This window comes from Streptomyces sp. AC550_RSS872, assembly GCF_019049285.1.
Taxonomy (GTDB): domain Bacteria; phylum Actinomycetota; class Actinomycetes; order Streptomycetales; family Streptomycetaceae; genus Streptomyces.
Genome location: NZ_JAGMUL010000011.1, coordinates 56,511 through 76,933 on the forward strand (window position 1 = coordinate 56,511; position 20,423 = coordinate 76,933).

General features: G+C 69.3%; 10 protein-coding genes. All 10 read left to right on the forward strand.

Features of this window, described 5'->3' with window-relative positions:
• Nucleotides 1-18 precede the first annotated feature (18 nt).
• The 10 genes from KUM44_RS04265 to KUM44_RS04310 all read left to right on the forward strand — a co-directional run bounded on the left by KUM44_RS04265 (nucleotide 19) and on the right by KUM44_RS04310 (nucleotide 20,316).
• Nucleotides 19-3,729 carry a LamG domain-containing protein gene (locus KUM44_RS04265; protein WP_217206345.1) on the forward strand — a complete coding sequence of 1,237 codons (3,711 nt, stop codon included), beginning with the start codon at nucleotides 19-21 and terminating at the stop codon, nucleotides 3,727-3,729.
• Between the two features lie 155 nt (nucleotides 3,730-3,884).
• A complete protein-coding gene (locus KUM44_RS04270; RefSeq protein ID WP_254389021.1) occupies nucleotides 3,885-10,742 on the forward strand; it encodes a polymorphic toxin-type HINT domain-containing protein in 6,858 nt (2,285 codons plus the stop codon).
• Complete coding sequence (locus KUM44_RS04275; protein WP_217206347.1) at nucleotides 10,735-11,139, forward strand: hypothetical protein; 405 nt, start codon at nucleotides 10,735-10,737, stop codon at nucleotides 11,137-11,139. The genes KUM44_RS04270 and KUM44_RS04275 overlap by 8 nt, the downstream gene beginning before the upstream one ends.
• 203 nt (nucleotides 11,140-11,342) lie before the next feature.
• Nucleotides 11,343-11,663: a 50S ribosomal protein L21 gene (gene rplU / locus KUM44_RS04280; protein WP_004931419.1), complete on the forward strand. Its 321-nt coding sequence runs from the start codon at nucleotides 11,343-11,345 to the stop codon at nucleotides 11,661-11,663.
• A gap of 14 nt (nucleotides 11,664-11,677) precedes the next feature.
• Nucleotides 11,678-11,932 (forward strand): 50S ribosomal protein L27, encoded by a 255-nt coding sequence (rpmA, locus tag KUM44_RS04285; protein WP_030961848.1) that lies wholly within the window; start codon nucleotides 11,678-11,680, stop codon nucleotides 11,930-11,932.
• A gap of 141 nt (nucleotides 11,933-12,073) precedes the next feature.
• Nucleotides 12,074-13,519, forward strand: a complete 1,446-nt coding sequence (gene obgE, locus KUM44_RS04290) for a GTPase ObgE (protein WP_217206349.1) — start codon at nucleotides 12,074-12,076, stop codon at nucleotides 13,517-13,519.
• Nucleotides 13,520-13,838: 319 nt separating this feature from the next.
• Nucleotides 13,839-14,087: a hypothetical protein gene (locus KUM44_RS04295; RefSeq protein ID WP_217206351.1), complete on the forward strand. Its 249-nt coding sequence runs from the start codon at nucleotides 13,839-13,841 to the stop codon at nucleotides 14,085-14,087.
• 281 nt (nucleotides 14,088-14,368) lie between these two features.
• Nucleotides 14,369-15,928: an alkaline phosphatase gene (locus tag KUM44_RS04300; protein ID WP_217206352.1), complete on the forward strand. Its 1,560-nt coding sequence runs from the start codon at nucleotides 14,369-14,371 to the stop codon at nucleotides 15,926-15,928.
• Between the two features lie 647 nt (nucleotides 15,929-16,575).
• Nucleotides 16,576-18,075, forward strand: a complete 1,500-nt coding sequence (locus KUM44_RS04305; RefSeq protein ID WP_217206353.1) for a bifunctional cytidylyltransferase/SDR family oxidoreductase — start codon at nucleotides 16,576-16,578, stop codon at nucleotides 18,073-18,075.
• Between the two features lie 147 nt (nucleotides 18,076-18,222).
• Nucleotides 18,223-20,316, forward strand: a complete 2,094-nt coding sequence (locus KUM44_RS04310; protein WP_217206393.1) for a hypothetical protein — start codon at nucleotides 18,223-18,225, stop codon at nucleotides 20,314-20,316.
• Nucleotides 20,317-20,423: the final 107 nt, after the last annotated feature.

Here is a 20,423-nt window from a genome sequence, read left to right on the forward strand (position 1 = left end):
TCTGACGGGACAGGAACCATGACACCGATACACAGCGGGCGCCTGCCCGCGCACAGACCCGGCCGACCGCAGGGCACCCGAGTGCTGCGTCGCGCCGCACTCGCGGCCGTCGTCGCGGGTGCCGTACTCACCGGCACCCTGGCCGCCCTCCCGGGCACCACGCCCACCCCTGACCAGACGCCCGTCGCCGCCGAGCGCCCCGCCCAGACCGAGCAGCAGGCCCTCGCCGTCGCCAAGAAGAGCGGCAAGAAGACCGAGGTCGTCGGCATGCGCACCGAGCGCCGGGAGATCTTCGCGGAGCCGGACGGCACCTTCACCGCCCGCGAGTACACCGAGCCGGTCCGCACGGTCCGCGACGGCACCTGGGTCGACGTCGACGAGACGCTCGTCAAGCACGCCGACGGCACCTGGGGGCCCAAGGCCGCCACCGTCGAGCTCAGCCTGTCCGACGGCCGGGCGGGCAAGCCGTTCGTCACCATGCGGCGGGCGGGCCGTGAGTTCGCCCTGACCTGGCCGTACGGCAAGCTCCCCGCGCCCCACGTCGAGGGCGACACCGCCACCTACGCCGACGCCCTGCCCGGCGTCGACCTCACCGTGCGCGCCGAGGCCGACGGCTTCGGACACCTCCTGGTCGTCAAGACGCCCGAGGCGGCGGCCGACCAGCGGCTGGCCCGGCTCGACCTGGGCATGACCACCGACGGTCTGAAGGTCGCCGAAGACGCCACCGGGGCGATCGTCGCCGAGGACGCCGTCGTCGGCGGCACCGTCTTCCAGGCGGGCAAGCCAGCGATGTGGGACTCGGCCGCCGTGACCGAGGAGGCCGCGCGCAAGCAGGGCCCGAAGGCCGTGGCCAAGGCCCTCGGCTCCGCCGCGGCCGGCGCCGACGCGACCCCCGCGTCCGGCCCGCGGTCCGACACCACGCGTACGCGGAGCACGACGCAGGACGGCGGCACGGCCCCCGAGCCCGCCCTCGACGGCCCCGGCGGCGGCGGGCGGGTCGCCCCGCTCGGTGTCGAGGTGGCCAAGGGCAGGCTGAGCCTCCTCCCCGACCGGAAGATGCTGTCCGCCGAGGACACCGTCTTCCCGGTGGTCATCGACCCGATCCAGCGCACCACCTCGCGCACCTCCTGGACCGGCGTCATGTCCGGGATGCCCAGCGAGCAGGACTGGAAGTACTCGGGCAGCGCGGGCGTCGGCAAGTGCCCCACCGACTACAACCCCGTCTCCTGCAACGGCGTCGGCACGCGCCGCGTGATGTTCACGATGCCGCTCTCCTTCTACAAGGGGAAGCAGATCCTGGGCGCCACCTTCTCCGCCCGCGTCGAGCACATCTACAGCGCCTCCCCGACCGCGGAGCCGATCCAGCTCTACCGGATCGGCGGCCAGAACTACTCGCTCACCTCGTCCAGCAACTGGTCCAACACCTCGGACGACTGGGACGACCATCTCCAGACCGTCGGCAAGGCGATCTCCCCGACCTCCTGCTCCAGCCAGGCGAACCTGCACTTCGAGAGCGGGGCGACCGGCGAGCTGACCAGCGAGGTCAAGACGGCCGCCGCGGGCGGCTGGAACGCGATGACACTGGGTCTGCGCGCGGCCGACGAGTCCCGGTTCGCCGAGTGGAAGCGGATCTGCGGCAACGCGTACCTGTCGATCAAGTACAACAACCTGCCGCGGCAGATCCGGACGGCGGACATGTACACCGACCCCGGTGGCCTGTGCCGTTGGGGTGCGGGCCGCGCGTACACCGACAAGCCGCCGCAGCTGAAGGCGATCGCCAGTGACCCCGATCACGGCAACGGCCAGACCGACAAGGTCAAGGTCGAGTTCAAGGTGGAGTGGACCGATCCGGTCAGCAACGAGGCCAAGTCCTACACCTACCTGACCCCGGACTGGCTGTCCCCGACGACGAGCACCAAGTTCACCCACACGGTCAAGTCGACGATCCCGCAGAACACCACCATCTACTGGAGCGCCCGCGCCTACGACGGTGACGGCTACGGCCCGTGGAGCTGGGAGGGCGACACCGCCCAGCGGTGCGAGTTCACCTACGACAGGACATGGCCGGGCAAGCCGCTCGTGCTGTCCAAGCAGTACCCGGCGGACACCGTCTACCACGACGGCGTGGGCACCTACGGCACCTTCACCTTCTCGCCCAACCCCAACGACGCCATCCCGGACACCGACGTCGTCAAGTACCGCTACTCCTTCGACGGTGCCGCGCTGAAGGACCTCCCCCCGAGCACGCCGGGCGGCTCGGTCTCCACCCAGTGGATGCCGACCACTTCCGGCCGCCACGTGCTCGAGGTGGTCGCCGTCGACAAGGCGAACCACGCCAGCACCACCCTCTACGACTTCCTGGTCAGTGAGGGCACACCGGTCCGCGCCCAGTGGAACCTCGCCGACCAGGCGGGCGACCCCGAGGCACACGACGAGAGCGGCCAGTTCTCGGCCACGGCCGGCCCCGCCGTCACCTTCGGCGTGGACGGCCCCGGCGGCAAGGTCGACAAGGCGGCCCGCTTCGACGGCAGCGCCGACGCGTTCCTGGACACCAGCGAGACGGTGCTCGACACCTCCAGGAGCTTCAGCGTCAGCGCCTGGGTGCGGCCCACGGCACTGGACCGCAGCATGACGGTCATCAGCCAGGACGGCACCGGCGAGCCCGGCTTCACCCTGGGCTACGACGCGTCCGCGCAGACCTGGAAGTTCGCCGTCCCGGTCAACGACGTCGACTCGCTCGGCGAGTGGAAGGCCGTGTCCACCGGGGTGTCCGTGGTCAAGGACCAGTGGGTGCTGCTGACGGGCGTGTACGACGCCCAGAAGACCGGCGGCCCGCAGCTCCAGCTGTACGTCAACAAGGACCTGAAGGGCTCCGCCGGACGCCGCTCCACCTGGAAGTCGTACGGCCCGCTCCAGATCGGCCGCGCGACGGCCAAGAGCGGCTACCGCGACCCCTTCACCGGTGACCTCGCCGAGGTGCGGGTCTTCGACCGTGTCCTGCCGGCGGCCCAGGTCGCCGAGCTGATGACGATCAAGCCGGCCCGCAAGGGCTACTGGCAGCTCGACGCGGCGAGCAGCGGTGTCTCCGCGGAGACCGGCGGCGCGCAGGCGCTGACCCTCGCGGGCAACGCCTCCGTCTACCGCCCGGCCGACCCGCTGTTCGACACCGCCGCCCTGGTCGGCGACGGTCACCTGGTCCTGGACGGCGACGGGGACTACGCGTCCACCGCGACCGCCCCGGTCACCGGCAACACCAGCTTCACCGTCTCCGCCCGCGCCCAGCTCACCTCGCTGGACCCGGAGAAGTCGCAGACGGTGCTGTCGTTGCCGGGCGCCAACGCCAACCGCGTCCAGGTCCGTTACCAGGCGGCGACCCAGCAGTGGGAGCTGGCGGTGGCGAAGACCGACTCGGCGACCGCGCAGATCGTCACCTTCACCGACGACCAGGAACTGCCGGACACCGGCGGCTCCGGTCAGCACCTGGCGGTCGTCTACGACGCCTTCGCGAACTCGATCCGGCTGTACGTCGAGGGCCAGCTCGTGGCCGGTGCCTACGGCAAGGACGACACCCTGTGGTCCGCCACCGGCGGTCTCCAGGTGGGCCGTTCGCTGCGCGGGGCGGGCGAGTACTTCGCCGGCGCGATCGACGAGGTCCGCGTCTACAGCGGGGCCGCCGACCAGATCGCGGTGCAGCAGATGGCCGCGCTGACGGCCGTACCGGACATGTGACGGACCGTCACCTCTGAGGTGTGCCGGGCCCAGTGGGGCCCGGCACACCCGTCCCGCGCCGCCCTCCGCCTTTCCCCCCAATCCATGACGTTGTCCTCCGCATTCTCCGAAAGGGAACCGACCACATGTTTCGTGGCCGCTCACTGAGCCGCCGCATGCCGAGACAGGCGGTCGTCGCGACAGTGATGGGACTCTCCCTCGCACTGTCCGCGTCGACCGTCGAGGCTGTGGTGCTCGAAGACGGCGCCAGGGGCCGCACCAGCCGCCCCGGCGTCCAGGACGACGGCGACGCCGTCAAGGGACGCGACGCCAAGTCCAAGTCCCGCCCCTCCGACCCGGCCCGCAAGGCCGCGGTCAAGGGCCTCGACAAGGCGGTGTGGCCCAAGCAGGGCGGCACCGAGGTGAAACTGGGGGCCACCGCCGAAGCGGGCGGCCTGCCGGTGAAGGTACTCAAGCCCAGGTCCGCCAAGGCGGCCAAGACGGCGCCGTCCGAGGTGCAGGTCGACGTCCTCGACCCGGCCCGCGCCGCGAAGCTCGGCGCCGGCGTCCTGCTCGGCGTCGAGCGGGCCGACGGCGGCGACAAGGCCGCCAAGGTCCGCCTGACCGTCGACTACTCCGAGTTCGCCGAGGGCTACGGCGGCTCCTACGCCTCCCGCCTGCGCCTGGTGCAGCTGCCCGCGTGCGCCGCGTACGCGACCCCCGGCGGCAAGGAGTGCCCGGAGCAGCCCAAGGTGCTGCCCACGGTGAACGACGTGCGCACCGGCACGGTCTCCGCCGACGTGACGGCCGCTCCCGCCCCCGCCGACGGCGTCTCCACGATGGCCGGCGAGTCGACGTCCCTGCTGGCAGTGGCGGCGGGCCCGTCCAGCGCCCAGGGCACGTACAAGGCCACCGCCCTGTCCCCGTCGGCCAGTTGGAGCGTGTCCACGTCCTCCGGCGCCTTCAACTGGAACTACCCGCTGCGCTCCGTCCCGACCCCGGGCGGCCTGGTCCCCACCGTGGGCCTCGGCTACTCCTCCCAGTCCGCGGACGGCCGCACCTCGGCCACCAACAACCAGGGCTCCTGGATCGGTGAGGGCTTCTCCTACGACCCCGGCTACGTCGAGCGCCGCTACAAGCCCTGCTCCGAGGACGGCCACTCCAACTCCGGCGAACAGTGCTGGGCGTTCGAGAACGCCACGGTCATGCTCAACGGCACCGCCGGTGAGCTGGTCAAGGACGACACCACCGGCAAGTGGCACATGTCGTCCGACGACGGCAGCAAGGTCGAGAAGCTGACCGGCGCCGTCAACGGTGACAACGACGGCGAGTACTGGCGCATCACCACCTCGGACGGCACCGAGTACTACTTCGGCCAGAACCGCCTGCCGGGCTGGGCCACGGGCAACGAGGAGACCGACTCGGTCTGGACAGCCCCGGTCTTCGGCGACGACTCCGGTGAGCCCTGCTACAACGCCACCTTCACCAGCGCCCACTGCAAGCAGGCGTGGCGCTGGAGCCTGGACTACGTCAAGGACACCCACGGCAACGTGATGTCCTACTTCTACGAGCGCGAGACCAACTACTACGCGCTGAACGGGAAGACCGACGTCAACGGCACGTCGTACCACCGCGGCGGCTACCTCAAGCGCATCGACTACGGCCAGCAGGACGGCAGCGTCTACGCGGCCAAGGCCCCGGCCCGCATCGTCTTCAACACCGCCGAGCGCTGCCTGCCCACCGCCGACTTCGACTGCGCGGAGAGCAAGCGCACCAAGGCGAACGCCGCCCACTGGCCCGACGTCCCGGTCGACCAGGAGTGCAAGGCCGACACCAAGTGCACCGCACCGGTGCAGACCTTCTTCACCACCAAGCGGCTGACGTCGATCGTCACGCAGATGCGCAAGGACGCCACGACCTACCAGGACGTGGACGCCTGGCTGTTCACGCACCTGTTCACCGACAACGGCGACGACTCCAAGACGCTGTGGCTGTCGAAGATCGAGCACGAGGGCCGCGCCGGTACGGCGGTGAAGCTCCCGTCCGTCGACCTCTTCGGCGAGCAGCTCGCCAACCGCGTCGACGCGATCGGCGACAACATCGCACCGTTCCACCGCTTCCGCCTGTCGATGGTCCTCAGCGAGACGGGCGCCCAGCTCGACGTCAACTACGCCCCCACCGACTGCACCAAGGCGACGCTGCCCCAGCCGGGCGAGTCGACCAAGCGCTGCTACCCGGTGAAGTGGGCCCCGCCGGGCTCCGTCGACCCGATCACGGACTGGTTCCACAAGTACGTCGTCGCGGCGGTCATCGAGACGGACCGTACCGGCGGCAGCGACGGCATGGTCACCCGCTACGACTACCAGGGCGACGCGGCCTGGCGTAAGGCGAAGCCGGACGGCATCACCGACGCCAAGTACCTGACGTGGGGTGGCTGGCAGGGCTACGGCAAGGTCAAGGTCACCAGCGGCACGTCCGACGTGCAGAAGACCCGCATCGACTACACGTTCATGCAGGGCATGAACGGCGATGCGAACCCGGCCGGCGGTACCCGCACCGTGACGGTCAAGGACTCCACGGGTGCCACGTACACCGACGACGAGGAGTTCACGGGCCACCAGCTGGAGACGGCGACGTACGACGGTGCGACGTTGGTCGCCAAGACCATCGACACCCCCTGGAAGCACCACACCGCCACCCAGACGCGCAGTTGGGGCACCACCCGCGCGACGATCGTGCGACCCCAGGTCGGCCGCGGCTTCACGCTGAAGTCCGACGGCACCTGGGAGGAAACGAAGTCCACCACCACGTACGACACCGCCAAGGGCGGCCGGGTCACCCAGGTCGAGGACCTCGGCGACGTCTCCACCACCAAGGACGACTCCTGCACCCGTACCTGGTACGCGGACAACGCGACGGAGAACATCCTCTCCCTGCCCTCCCGCAGCGAGTCCGTCGCCGTGAAGTGCTCGGTCACCGCGGACTACAAGACCCAGGTCCTGGCGGACGAGCGCACGTCCTACGACGGTGGCGCCTACGGCGCGGCGCCGACGAAGGGTGACGCGACGAAGACCGAGCGCCTGACGTCTCACGACGGCACGACGGCGACGTACCAGGTCACGGGCACCACGACCTACGACGCGTTCGGCCGTCCGCTGACCCAGAAGGACGCCAAGCAGAACCAGACCAGGACGGTCTACACCGAGACCGACGGCCTGCTCACGAAGACGGTCGTCTACAACGCCCTCAACCACGCCACCACCACCGACTACGTCCCCGCCTGGGGCATGTCGAAGGGCCAGACGGACCCGAACGGCAAGCGGACGGACCTCGCGTACGACGCGCTGGGCCGCCTGACGTCGGTCTGGCTCGCGGACCGCGCCACGTCGCAGACCCCGAGCATCAAGTACTCCTACAACGTCCGCAAGGACAAGGTCACCTCGATCAAGACCGAGAAGATCGAGAACGACGGCTCCTACGGCGCCGAGTACCAGCTCTACGACAGCCTGCTGCGCGCCCGGCAGATCCAGACCGAGGGCCCGGACGGCTCCCGCATGGTCGCCGACACGTTCTACGACGGCACCGGCAATGTCCGGAAGACCAACTCGACGTACAACGCGGCAGGCGCCGCCTCCGACGAACTGCTGCTGGTGAGCAACAGCCAGGTCGGCGCGCAGAGCCTGTTGGAGTACGACGGCCTGGGCCGCACCACGGCCCAGATCTTCGCGGTCAGCGGCGCCGAGCAGTGGCGGACCACGACCACGTACGACGGCGAGCTGACCCACGTCGACCCGCCGACGGGCGGAGTGCCCACGACCACGATCACCGACGGCCAGGGCAGTGTCTCGGAGATCCGCCACTACCGGGGGGCGTCCCCGGGCGCGGGTGTGCCGTACGACTCGACGAAGTACACGTACAACACGCGCGGTCAGCTGGAGACGGTCACCGACGCCAAGGCCAATGTGTGGCGGTACGAGTACGACCAGCTGGGGCGGAAGACCAAGTCGATCGACCCGGATGCCGGTACCTCGCGCGCTGAGTACGACGAGCTGGACCGGCCCGTCACCACGTACGACGGCCGGAACAAGAAGATCTCCACGGTCTACGACACTCTCAGCCGCATGGTGTCGACCTGGCAGGGCGACCCCACCACCGGGACGAAGCTCACAGAGACCAAGTACGACAAGGCGGGCTGGCTGGGCCAGGCGTACGGCTTCCTGAGCTACGTCTCGCCGACGGAGTACTTCGCCACGGCCGTCCAGTCGATGGACGAGTTCTACCGTCCGCTGAAGACGGCCTACCAGGTGCCTGCCTCGCAGGGCTCCCTGGCCGGCACGTACGTCTTCAGCACCACGTACAACCGTGACGGCACCGTCCAGGGCACCGGTCTGCCGGCCATCGGCGACCTGCCCGCGGAGGCGCTGACCTACACGTACGACGCGCTCCAGCGTCCCAAGACGATGACGGGCTCCACGTCGTACGTCACGAACACCGTCTACTCGCGCAACAGCCAGCTCCAGCAGCTGGAGCTGTACGCGGGCAGCGGCAAGAAGGCCTGGCAGACGTTCTCCTACGAGACGGGCACCGACCGGCTGACCCGTTCCGTGACCGACGTCTACGGCGCGACGGCCCCTGCCAAGGACTCGAAGTACTCCTACGACCAGGCGGGCAACGTCCTGTCCATCGCGGACACCGCGAACTCCGCCTCGCCGGACGTGCAGTGCTTCGCGTACGACGGCCGGCAGCGTCTGAAGGACGCCTGGACGCCGGCGGCCACGGCGACGACCGTGGGCGGCACAGGCACCCGTGGTTCGACCACCCCGGTGGACGGCACCGGACCGACCGCGTGTGATGCGGCGGCAGGATCGAGCGCCCTCGGTGGCCCGGCCCCGTACTGGAAGTCGTACGAGACCGACGCCATCGGCAACCGCGTCTCGGAGACCGTCCACGACACCGGCCTGGACGCCACGCAGAACATCACCCGCAGCTACGAGTACGGCACGGCGGGTGCCCTGGGCGAAGGCCCGCACCAGGTCACCAAGATCACCGAGAAGACTCCGACGGGTGACCGGCAGTCGACGTACGAGTACGACGACTCGGGCAACACCACCAAGCGGACCATCGGCGGCAACGCCCAGTCGCTGACCTGGACCGACACCGGCAAGGTCAACGAGGTCACCGAGGCGAGCGGCTCGAAGACCAGCTACGTCTACGACGGCTCCGGCAACCGGCTCGTCCGCAAGGACCCGAACGGAACCACCGTCTACCTGCCCGGCACCGAGCTGAAGCTGTCGGCCGACGGAACCAAGAAGGAGGCTACCCGCTACTACGAGTTCCTCGGCGAGACCGTCGGGGTCCGCACCGCGGGCAAGCTGTCCTTCATCGCCTCCGACCACCACGGCACGGGTGAGCTGGCGATCGACGCCGCGACCGGCGCGCTCAGTCAGCGACGCTTCGACCCCTTCGGTGTGGATCGCGGTGAGAAGACCGGCACCTGGCCGGGGGAGAAGGGCTACGTCGGCGGCACCATCGATGCCTCGACCGGGCTGACCCACCTGGGGGCGCGCGAGTACGACCCGGTGATCGGCAAGTTCATCTCGGTCGACCCGATCATCGACTACACGCAGCCGCAGCAGATCAACGGCTACGCGTACGCGAACAACTCGCCGGTCACGCACGCCGACCCCAGCGGCATGATCATCCCGGAGTGCCGGGAGGGCCTGATCGAGTGCCGGGGCGGCATGCCCGTCGTCCACAAGGACCCGGTCAAGAAGGCCCAAGCGGAAAACGACCAGGCCGTGCGGAACCTTTCGGCGGCCCAGGGGCAGCAGTCCGCTGCCAAGCAGCGCATCAAGTCCGCGGGCAAGGCCCTGGTGAAGATCGCCCGGGACATCCTGGGCGTGGACGCGGCCCTGGACTGCATCTCCAGCGGAGACGTCGGAGCCTGCGGCGAGACCCTGCTCAACATCGCCGGCAGCTTCGCGGGCGGCCTGGCGGGCAAGATCCTCGCCAAGTACGGGGCGCCGTGGAACTGGGCCAAGGGTTACCGGCTCGCCAAGCGGGTCACCGGACTGGTCGGGGACCTGATCGGCGGGGCCCGGGACCTGTGGAATGCAAACAAGGCGGTCGGCAGGGCGAGAGCGGGTCTGTCCAAGGCCGCGGACAAACTGGCGGATGCCAGAAAGAAGGCGACGGAGGCCCTCAAGAAGCGCAAGAAGACAGAGGAAGGTGCCGGCTCCTGCCCGATCGAGGGCCCGCACAGCTTCCTGCCCGGTACCAAGGTCCTGCTCGTGGGTGGCAAGACCAAGAAGATCGAGCACGTGAAGCTCGGCGACAAGCTCGTGGTGACCGACCCGGAAACGGGTGAAACGAAGATCCGCGAAGTTGTCGGCACGATCGTCACCGAAGATGACAAGCACTTCGTCGACCTGACGATCAAGACCAAGTCGGGCAAGGCGGAGTCCCTGGTCTCCACGACCACGCACCCGTTCTGGGCGGACTCCGAGAACGCCTGGATCGAGGCCGGATTCCTCAGGCCGGGGATGCGCCTGCACACCGCCGACGGCGACTCGGTCGAGATCACGGCCGTTCGCGCCTTCGACCAGCGCCAGCGCACCCACGACCTCACGGTCGAGGACGTCCACACGTACTACGTCCATGCGGGTGCGACATCCCTTCTCGTCCACAACTGCGGAGAGAGGGTCTACGAAGCGGGAGGCAAGCACGGCAGCGAGTCCCGCAGCAGCTCCCGTGGTGAGAACAGCGCCGAGCCGAACAATGGACAGGACGCGCTCGACAACTCAGTACAGATCAAGGAGACCTCGCCCCGCCGAGTGGGCATCGACAGGACAACCGGCGATACGGTGGTCCTCGACCGCACGGGTGAGGTTCCCTGCGGGTGCACGGTGAAGGGCGGCACCAACGAGGTCTTCCACGGCCACGTGCGGACCAACCTCGACACGGATCCCGGCATGGCCAAAGCCAAGAGCGCACTACGCCGAGCGCTCAAGAACGGGGAGGTCGAAAGTGGCTAGTGATCACGACACCCTTCCGGGCGGCCACCCCGGGCCGCCCGGCTCGCCGGGTTGGCGCGACGCACTGACGGCCGACATCCGGGCAACCGACGTCGGCCGGGCCACCAGGGCCCTGCTCGCCTTCACCTACGACGAGCCGGAGCGTGAGGTGATCGAGGCGCTGCTGTCCGAGTGCCTGGATCCGGCCGGCCCCGCGGTCGACCCGCAGGTCGGCGCGCTCGCGGTGACCTGCGTGGGGCACGTGGCGAGGATCCACGGCGAGGTCGGTCCGGATCTGGTGGCCCGGGTCCGGGACCTGCTTCAGGACCCCGTTCTCGGCGGCCGTGCGGAGGACGCGCTGGACGACATCGCGTCCTTCGCCCCGCACGCGCTGGTGCCGCGGCGCGAGGCCGACTGACCGAGATCGCTGCCGAACGGGGCCCGGTTTGACCCCTCAAGCCGGGCCCCGTAACCTTGACCGTCGGCGTGTCCGTGGATATAGGCACGCCACATCCCCGTAAACCTCTTCCTCCGGAGCACACGGTGTTCCAGAGAGGCCGCCCGCGTGCGTGGCGGCTGGACTTCGGGGGTGCCGTTTCCGAGCGAGAGAGTGAGATCCGCGTGTACGCCATCGTGCGCAGCGGTGGCCGCCAGCACAAGGTTGCTGTCGGCGACATCGTTGAGGTTGACAAGATTTCCACTGCCAAGGTTGGCGACACGGTCGAGCTCTCGACCCTGCTCGTTGTCGACGGCGACGCTGTGACCAGTGACCCGTGGGTGCTGGCCGGCATCAAGGTCCAGGCCGAGGTCGTGGACCACCACAAGGGCCAGAAGATCGACATTCTGCGCTACAAGAACAAGACCGGCTACCGCCGTCGTCAGGGCCACCGCCAGCAGTACACGGCGATCAAGGTCACTGAGATCCCCGCGGCTGCGAAGTAAGGGACTGAGGAGAGATGGCACACAAGAAGGGCGCATCGTCCACCCGTAACGGTCGTGACTCCAACGCTCAGCGCCTCGGCGTGAAGCGCTTCGGCGGTCAGGTCGTCAACGCGGGCGAGATCCTGGTCCGTCAGCGCGGCACCCACTTCCACCCCGGTGCGGGCGTCGGCCGTGGCGGCGACGACACGCTGTTCGCGCTGAACGCCGGTGCGGTGCAGTTCGGCACCCACCGTGGCCGCAAGGTCGTGAACATCGTTCCGGTCGCCTGAGTCAGCTGACTTCAAGGCTTAGACCGAACGTTTCGTTCCGCGAGGCGGACCTCACTTCCCTGGTGGGAAGGCGGGTCCGCCTTTCGCGTGTTACGCAAGAGACATATCCGTACGTAGTTGAAGTGCTGGAGGCACCCCACCATGACCACCTTCGTGGACCGCGTCGAACTGCATGTCGCCGCGGGTAACGGAGGCCACGGCTGTGCCTCCGTTCACCGTGAGAAGTTCAAGCCGCTCGGCGGGCCCGACGGCGGCAACGGCGGGCGCGGCGGGGACGTGATCCTCACCGTCGACCAGTCGATCACCACGCTGCTCGACTACCACCACTCCCCGCACCGCAAGGCCACCAACGGCAAGCCCGGCGAGGGCGGCAACCGGTCCGGCAAGGACGGGCAGGACCTGATCCTCCCCGTGCCCGACGGCACCGTCGTCCTCGACAAGGCCGGCAACGTTCTCGCCGACCTCGTCGGGCACGGCACCTCGTACGTCGCCGCGCAGGGCGGCCGGGGCGGGCTCGGGAACGCCGCGCTGGCGTCGGCCCGGCGCAAGGCGCCCGGGTTCGCGCTGCTCGGTGTGCCGGGGGACCTCCAGGACATCGTGCTGGAGCTGAAGACGGTCGCCGACGTGGCGCTCGTCGGGTACCCGAGCGCCGGCAAGTCCTCGCTGATCTCCGTGCTGAGCGCCGCCAAGCCGAAGATCGCGGACTACCCGTTCACGACGCTCGTGCCGAACCTCGGCGTGGTGACCGCCGGCTCGACCGTCTACACCATCGCCGACGTTCCCGGGCTCATCCCGGGAGCCAGCCAGGGCAAGGGCCTGGGCCTGGAGTTCCTGCGGCACGTCGAGCGGTGCAGCGTGCTCGTGCACGTCCTGGACACCGCGACGCTGGAGTCCGACCGTGACCCCGTCTCCGACCTGGACATCATCGAGGCGGAGCTGCGGGAGTACGGCGGGCTCGACAACCGGCCGCGGATCGTCGTCCTGAACAAGATCGACGTACCGGACGGCAAGGACCTCGCCGAGATGGTGCGGCCGGATCTCCAGGCCCGTGGCTACCGGGTCTTCGAGGTGTCCGCCGTCGCGCACACCGGGCTGAAGGAGCTGTCGTTCGCGCTGGCCGAGCTGGTGGGCACGGCGCGTGCCGCGAAGCCGAAGGAAGAGGCGACGCGGATCGTGATCCGGCCGAAGGCCGTCGATGACACCGGGTTCACCGTGACCCGAGAGGAGGCCGGCGGCGAGCCGCTGTTCCGGGTGCGAGGCGAGAAGCCCGAGCGCTGGGTGCGGCAGACCGACTTCAACAACGACGAGGCGGTCGGCTATCTCGCCGACCGGCTCAACAGGCTTGGTGTCGAAGAGGAGTTGATGAAGGCGGGCGCCCGCTCCGGTGACGGCGTCGCCATCGGGCCCGAGGAGAACGCCGTCGTCTTCGACTGGGAGCCGACCGTGATGGCCGGCGCGGAGATGCTCGGGCGGCGTGGCGAGGACCATCGCTTCGAGGCCCCGCGGCCTGCCGCGCAGCGGCGGCGCGACAAGCAGGCCGAGCGGGACGAGGCGGCGCAGGAGTTCGACGACTTCGAGCCGTTCTGAGGGAGCCTGAGGGAGCGGGAGGGCTGAGGGAGCGGGGCCTGAGGGAGCGGGAGGGCTGAGGGGGCGTCGGCGTTGTCGTCGCCGTGACTGAAGGCTGCCGCCCTCAGGCCCTCGCCCTCAGACCCCTGCCCCCTACGGCCTCGCTTCCGCGTTGGCCGATTTGGTTGACGTCGAGAAATGCCCGGCGTACCCCCGGGGCAGCCCCCCTCGCTTCCCGGTGAGTCGTACCGGGCGGCGCGGACGAGGATCTTGAACCTCTCCGCGCACTCCAACTGCCCCCATCCCAGGCTCCGCGAACGGGCCAATCGGCACCAAGACGATGTACGTCAACCAGGACAGCGCCGGGGTCCCGGGCGCCGGCGGGGCGATCGTGCTGTGCGGCGGCGCGAACGGGCTGACCGGCACCGGGGCCACGGGCGTCAACCAGGACACCACCGCAGTGCCGGGCGCGGGGGAGACCGACGATGTCTTCGGCCGCACCACCCACCTGGTCGACGACAACGGCGACGGCCGCGCGGAACCCGTCGTCGGCGCACCGGGGGAGAACGCGGACGCCGGGTCGGTGTGAGTCTTCAAGCGGACGTCGGCCGGCGTCACTCCGGCCGGGTCGTTCACCTTCGGAGCCGGGACCCTCGGCACGGTCGCCGCGAACGCGGAGCTCGGCTCCGGGTTCAACTACTGATCGACCGCCAGACCCGTTGTGGCAAGGGTACGTTCCCGTGCCGCGACGGGTCTTCTGCTGTCTCCCCATTTGTCATGCACGCGAAGCTCGCAGTTCAGCAGCCGGACCGCCCACGGGCGTGAGCATCCGAAGTGTCCAAGAGGCCAGCGAAGCAGGGGAGTTCGCCGATGACCGGTGTTTCCGGATCCGTATCGCCCGACCGGCGCCGCTTTCTGACCGCCGGCGTGGCGGTGCTCGGCGCGGCGGCATCCGCCCAGCTGTGGCTGCCGACCGCCGCACGGGCCGCGGAAACCCCGCTGCCCGACGGTGTGTTCAGCCTGGGCGTCGCCTCCGGTGATCCGCTGCCCGACGGCATCGTGCTGTGGACGCGCCTCGCCCCGGATCCGCTGAACGGCGGCGGCATGCCCGACCGCGTCGTGTCCGTGGAGTGGGAGATCGCCGAGGACGAGCGGTTCAGAAAGCCGGTGCGCCGCGGCGTCGCCCAGGCCCGGCCCGAGCTGGGGCACAGCGTCCACGTGGACGTACGGCGGCTGCGCCCGGGCCGTACGTACTGGTACCGCTTCCGCGTCGCCGGGCGGCTCTCGCCCATCGGCCGCACCCGCACCGCACCCCATCCGAACAGCTCCGGCGGCCGGCTGCGCATGGCGCTGGCCTCCTGCCAGAACTGGCAGCACGGCTACTTCACGCCGTACGCCGACATGCTGGCCCAGGACCCCGACTTCGTCCTCTTCGTCGGCGACTACATCTATGAGTCCAAGCCGTCGGCGACGGCACTGCGCAAGCACGAGGGCACCGACGAGCCGTACAGCCTGGTCCAGTACCGCAACCGGTACGCCCAGTACCGCACCGACCCGGACCTCGCCGCGATGCACGCGAACGCGCCCTGGGTGGTCACCTTCGATGACCACGAGGTCGACAACGACTTCGCCGGCGACATCCCGCAGGACCCCGACAAGCAGCCGCACGACGCCTTCGTGGCCCGCGTCACCGCGGCCTACCAGGCGTACTACGAGCACATGCCGGTCAGGGCGAGCGCCATCCCGAACGGCCCGCACATCCAGATGTACCGCCGCCTGGAGTTCGGCCGCCTCGCCCGGCTCAGCGTGCTGGACACCCGCCAGTACCGCAGCGACCAGGCCACCAGCCAGGAAGGCGCCCAGGACCCCTCGCTCACCATGCTCGGCGCCGAGCAGAAGCAGTGGCTGCTCGACGGGCTGCGCCACTCGCCGGCCCGCTGGAACATGATCGGCTCGCAGATCATGATGGCCGAGACCGACCTCAAGGTCGGCGAGGGCAAGCTCTGGTACTACGACGCCTGGGACGGCTACCAGGTCGAACGAGGCGCCCTGATGGGGGAGTTGAAGAAGGTCCGCAACCCGGTCGTGTTCACCGGCGATCGTCATCTGACGATGATCAGCGACCTCAAGGAGGACTACGCCGACCCGGGCTCGGCCGTCGTGGGCGCGGAGTTCGTCGGTACGTCCATCTCCAGCAACGGCGACCAGGACCAGGCCGCGTTCCACAAGGAGTGGGACCCGCGCCTGCCGGACAACCCGCACTGGAAGCTGCTCGACGCCCACCGCGGCTACCACCTCTTCGACATCCGCCGCGACGGTATCGACGCACAGGTGCGGATCGTGGACACGGTGCGCCAGCAGGCGGCGACGCCGAGCACGCTGGCGAGGCTGCGGGTCGAGGCGGGGCGGCCGGGCGTCGAGGTCGTCTGACTCCGCAGCCGTAGCCCTGGTAACTCGCACAACGCCTGGTGACTGACCTGGGACTCATCCGTGTCCCAGGTCCGCTGCCGTTCCGGACGCGGCGAATCGCTCGCCCACCCTCGCCGAGACCGAAATGCTGCGGAATCTTAATAAGGAATTCCGCGCCAATGAGCTGCCCGCGAAGCTCTATTCACAGTTCGTCCGGAACGGCGCCGTGACGCATATGAAGAATGCGTGCACCCCCGGTCCCGGATACGTGAAGATCCGGACCCCGCAGTGGGCCGTCGAGGCCGCCGCCAAGATCGGTGCGGAGATCGGTGCGGAGATCGGTGCGGAGATCGCGCAGCGTATTGACGGGACGAGTGTGCGGGTCGTCGGCGACATGCGCCTTTTGTCCGCAGTTCACCAGGCGTCGTCGGAGGAACCCGTGCGGGTACTCGGCCTTCGTTGCCCCAGGCGGCTACGGCTTCGCCGAGTCTGTGCCGTTACTCACAGCAATTACCGCGTACTTGCGGAGGGGCTCTGTGCAAGGACCATGCGTACAAGGTGAATGACAGGTTGCGCGCACATATGCGGCCGGGGACGCTCACCTTGCACTGCGGTAACCACAAGTGGGAGCATTTCCAAGTTCCCAGTCGTCACAAGGTAGGTCACCTGTGTCCCAGCACATAGCCAAGCCCCGTACCACCGCAGTGATCCTGGCCGGTGGTACCGGTCAGCGCGTGGGTCTGTCGATCCCCAAGCAGCTGCTGAAGATCGCCGGCAAGGCAGTCATCGAGCACACGCTGACCACCTTCGAGAAGGCCGACTCGATCGACGACGTCATCGTGCTGATGGCACCCGGGTACGTACCGGACATCGAGAAGATCGTCGCAAAGGCCGGCTTCGCGAAGGTCAAGAAAATCATCGAGGGCGGTTCGACCCGGAACGAGACGACCGAGCGCGCCATCGACGCCCTCGGCGAGGGCCTGGCCGAGGGCGAGGACCTCAACGTCCTCTTCCACGACGCCGTGCGCCCCCTGCTGTCGCAGCGCGTGATCGACGACTGTGTGGTCGCGCTGGAGCGCTTCCAGGCCGTCGACGTCGCCATCCCGTCCGCGGACACCATCATCGTCACGCGCACGCACGGCGAGGACGGCGAGTTCATCACCGAGATCCCGGACCGCTCCCGGCTGCGCCGCGGCCAGACGCCGCAGGCGTTCAAGCTGTCCACGATCAAGCGGGCCTACGAGGTGGCCGCCGGCGACCCCAACTTCCAGGCCACGGACGACTGCTCCGTCGTGCTCAAGTACCTGCCGGACGTGCCGATCCACGTCGTCGCGGGCGACGAGTACAACATGAAGGTCACCCAGCCCGTCGACGTCTTCATCGCCGACAAGCTCTTCCAGCTGGCCTCCACCGCCACCCCCGAGCAGGTGAGCGAGGAGGCCTACCGCGAGCTGCTGACCGACAAGACGGTCGTCGTCTTCGGCGGCAGCTACGGCATCGGCAAGGACATCGCCGAACTCGCCGAGTCCTACGGCGCCAAGGTGTACGCGCTGGGCCGCTCCACCACCGGTACCCACGTGGAGAACCCGGAGGAGGTCGACGACGCGCTGTCCAAGGCGTACGCCGAGACCGGGCGCATCGACTACGTCGTCAACACCGCGGGCGTGCTGCGCATCGGCAAGCTCGCCGAGACCGACAACGCCACCATCGAGGAGGCGCTGAAGGTCAACTACCTTGCCCCGGTGCAGATCGCGCGCTCCTCGTACAAGTACCTGTCGGAGACCAAGGGCCAGTTGCTGCTGTACACCTCCAGCAGCTACACCCGGGGTCGCGCCGAGTACAGCCTCTACTCCTCGACCAAGGCGGCCATGGTGAACCTCACCCAGGCCCTGTCCGACGAGTGGGCAGGCGACGGCATCCGCGTCAACTGCATCAACCCGGAGCGCACCGCCACCCCGATGCGCACCAAGGCCTTCGGCCAGGAGCCCGCGGGCAGCCTGCTCTCCTCCGAGGCCGTCGCCCGGACCTCGCTGGACGTGCTGCTCTCCGAGCTGACCGGCCATGTGATCGACGTCCGCCAGCAGGACCCGACGGCGCCCGCCGGAAAGGCGTCCGGTTTCGAGCAGGCGCTGGCCAGTGTTCTGGACCGCCAGGACGGCATGGCATAATCAACGGTCAATAGCCTCATGGAATTCAGGCCTCTGCGATTCTTCGTTCACGAAGAATTCACAGGGGCCTGAGTCCTTCCCCCGTCAGACCGGCCCCTCTCCCTGAGCAGGTTCTCCGTGATATCCACCGCTATTCGCGTCGCCCGGGTGGGCAGCGCGGCCGAGCTGGCCGCGGCGGCCTTCATGATGCTGGGCTTCCCGGCACTCATGCTGGCCGCGCTCGTCCCGAGCGTCCCCGCCTTCGCGGCCGCGGCCGCCGTGACGTACCTGGCGGACCACTATCTGCACCGCAAGAGCAGCTATCTGGTCAACCGCCTCAGCAAGGTGCGGGCAGGTCTGTCGATCCGGTTCCTGATCAGACAGCTCCTGCTGATCCTGCTGCTGGCCCGCCTCGGCCTCGCGGACGACCTGATCTACTACGGCGCCATCGCCTGCTTCATCGCCTTCTACGGCCTTCAGGCCCCGCACGGTGCGCTGGTCACCCTGATCCGCAACCGCCGCCGTATGCCGGTCGCCACCCGCAACATCGACATCGCCTCGCGTATCCGCATCCCGAACGCGCCGCCGCGCGGGCTGCTGCACCGCTCCGCCGAGAAGATGCTGCACCTCGACCTCGCTGCCGTCGCCGGCATCCTCGTCTCGGCGTCCCTGGAGTCGGCCGTGGCCGGCTTCGTCGGCATCGGTGTCACGGTCGGCGTGGGCTGCCTGTACGTACTGGCGCTCGTCCCGTACGTCCGCGGCGCGAAGATCCCGCCGAACGGGCAGAAGGTCCTGGCCGCCGTCGACGCCTGGCTGGCCGAGTACCGGCCCGAGACGGTGCTGTACTTCTCCGGCTCCAAGGACTCCGCCTACCAGGTCAACATGTGGCTGGAGACCATGGAGCAGCTGGACTCCCGGCCGCTGATCATCCTGCGTGAGCGGGTCATCCTGAACAACCTGGCGCCCACCACGGTCCCCGTCATCTGCGTGCCCGGCGGTGTGCACCTGATGAACCTGGACCTGTCCAACGTGCGCGTCGCCCTGTACGCGGCGAACGTCGGCAAGAACATCCACCTGCTGCGCGTCCCCACCATGAAGCACGTCTTCATCGGCCACGGCGACAGCGACAAGCTGGCCAGCGTCAACCCGTACAGCAAGGTCTACGACGAGGTGTGGACCGCCGGGCGCGCGGGCCGCGACCGCTACGCCATAGCCGACGTCGGCATCCGCGACGACGACATCGTCGAGGTCGGCCGCCCGCAGCTCGCGCCGATCCAGACCTGGCGGGGTGTGCCCGAGGGCCCCCGCGGCGGAGCCGCTGACGGACGCTGCCCGACCGTCCTCTACGCCCCCACCTGGGAGGGCTGGGACGGCAACCCCGGCAACACCTCGATCGTGCTCGCCGGTGAGAACATCGTGAAGAAGCTGGTCACGGCCGATCCGCCGGTCCGCGTCCTGTACAAGCCGCACCCCTTCACGGGCACCGTCAGCAAGCAGGCCGGCGCCGCGCACCGCCGGATCACCGCCCTGGTCGAGAAGGCCGCCGCCGAGCGCGCCACCGACCCGCGCTTCACGGCCGACGCCGCCGCGCAGACCGCCGCCAAGGCCGAGCTGGCCCGGATCGAGGCCCGCCTCGCCGAGCTGTCCGGCAAGCCGGCCGGCAAGGGCGGCGACGAGGCCGAGGCCACCCGTGACGGGCTGGTCGACATGGCCCGGCACGAGGAGGTCGCCCGGCTGCGCGCCGAGTGGAACACCGCGTACTGGCGTTCCTTCGGCAGCCACGAGCACCGCGTCATCACGGGCGCCGAGCCGCGTCTGTACGACTGCTTCAACGTCTCCGACGCGATGGTCTCCGACATCTCCAGCGTGGTCTCCGACTTCATCGCCAGCGGCAAGCCGTACGCCGTCACCGACTCCGCCGAGCTGGGCGTGGAGGAGTTCAAGCGGCAGAACACCGCGGTGCGCGCCGCGACGATCCTGTCCAACAGCGCGGCCGAGCTGGACGGCCTGCTGGACGCCGTACGGGACCCGGCGGCCGACCCGCTGGCGGCGGACCGGGGCGAACTCAAGCGGTATCTGCTCGGCCCGGACGAGCCGACGTCCATCGACCAGTTCAACACCGCCGTGGCGAACCTCGCGATCAAGGCGGAGGCGCGCAACGTCGGCCAGGCGTCACGGGCGGCGGCCGGAGCCGCCGAGGACGAGCTGGCGGGCGTGCCCGCCCAGCGGGTCGTGACGGCAGAGGACGACGTGACGGCCTGACCCCGCGGAAGAGCAGACGGCGCGGCCCTCGAGGAGCGATTCCTCGGGGGCCGCGCCGTTTCTGACGGGCCTCTTACCGTGCCCGATTAACGTGACCCCATGTCTGT

What these genes read in the sequence shown, in the direction of transcription:
- KUM44_RS04265 (WP_217206345.1), top strand. Translation starts at nt 19, where the DNA reads ATGACACCGATACACAGCGGGCGCCTGCCCGCGCACAGACCCGGCCGA.
- KUM44_RS04270 (WP_254389021.1), top strand. Translation starts at nt 3,885, where the DNA reads ATGCCGAGACAGGCGGTCGTCGCGACAGTGATGGGACTCTCCCTCGCA.
- rpmA (WP_030961848.1), top strand. Translation starts at nt 11,678, where the DNA reads ATGGCACACAAGAAGGGCGCATCGTCCACCCGTAACGGTCGTGACTCC.
- obgE (WP_217206349.1), top strand. Translation starts at nt 12,074, where the DNA reads ATGACCACCTTCGTGGACCGCGTCGAACTGCATGTCGCCGCGGGTAAC.
- KUM44_RS04295 (WP_217206351.1), top strand. Translation starts at nt 13,839, where the DNA reads ATGTACGTCAACCAGGACAGCGCCGGGGTCCCGGGCGCCGGCGGGGCG.
- KUM44_RS04300 (WP_217206352.1), top strand. Translation starts at nt 14,369, where the DNA reads ATGACCGGTGTTTCCGGATCCGTATCGCCCGACCGGCGCCGCTTTCTG.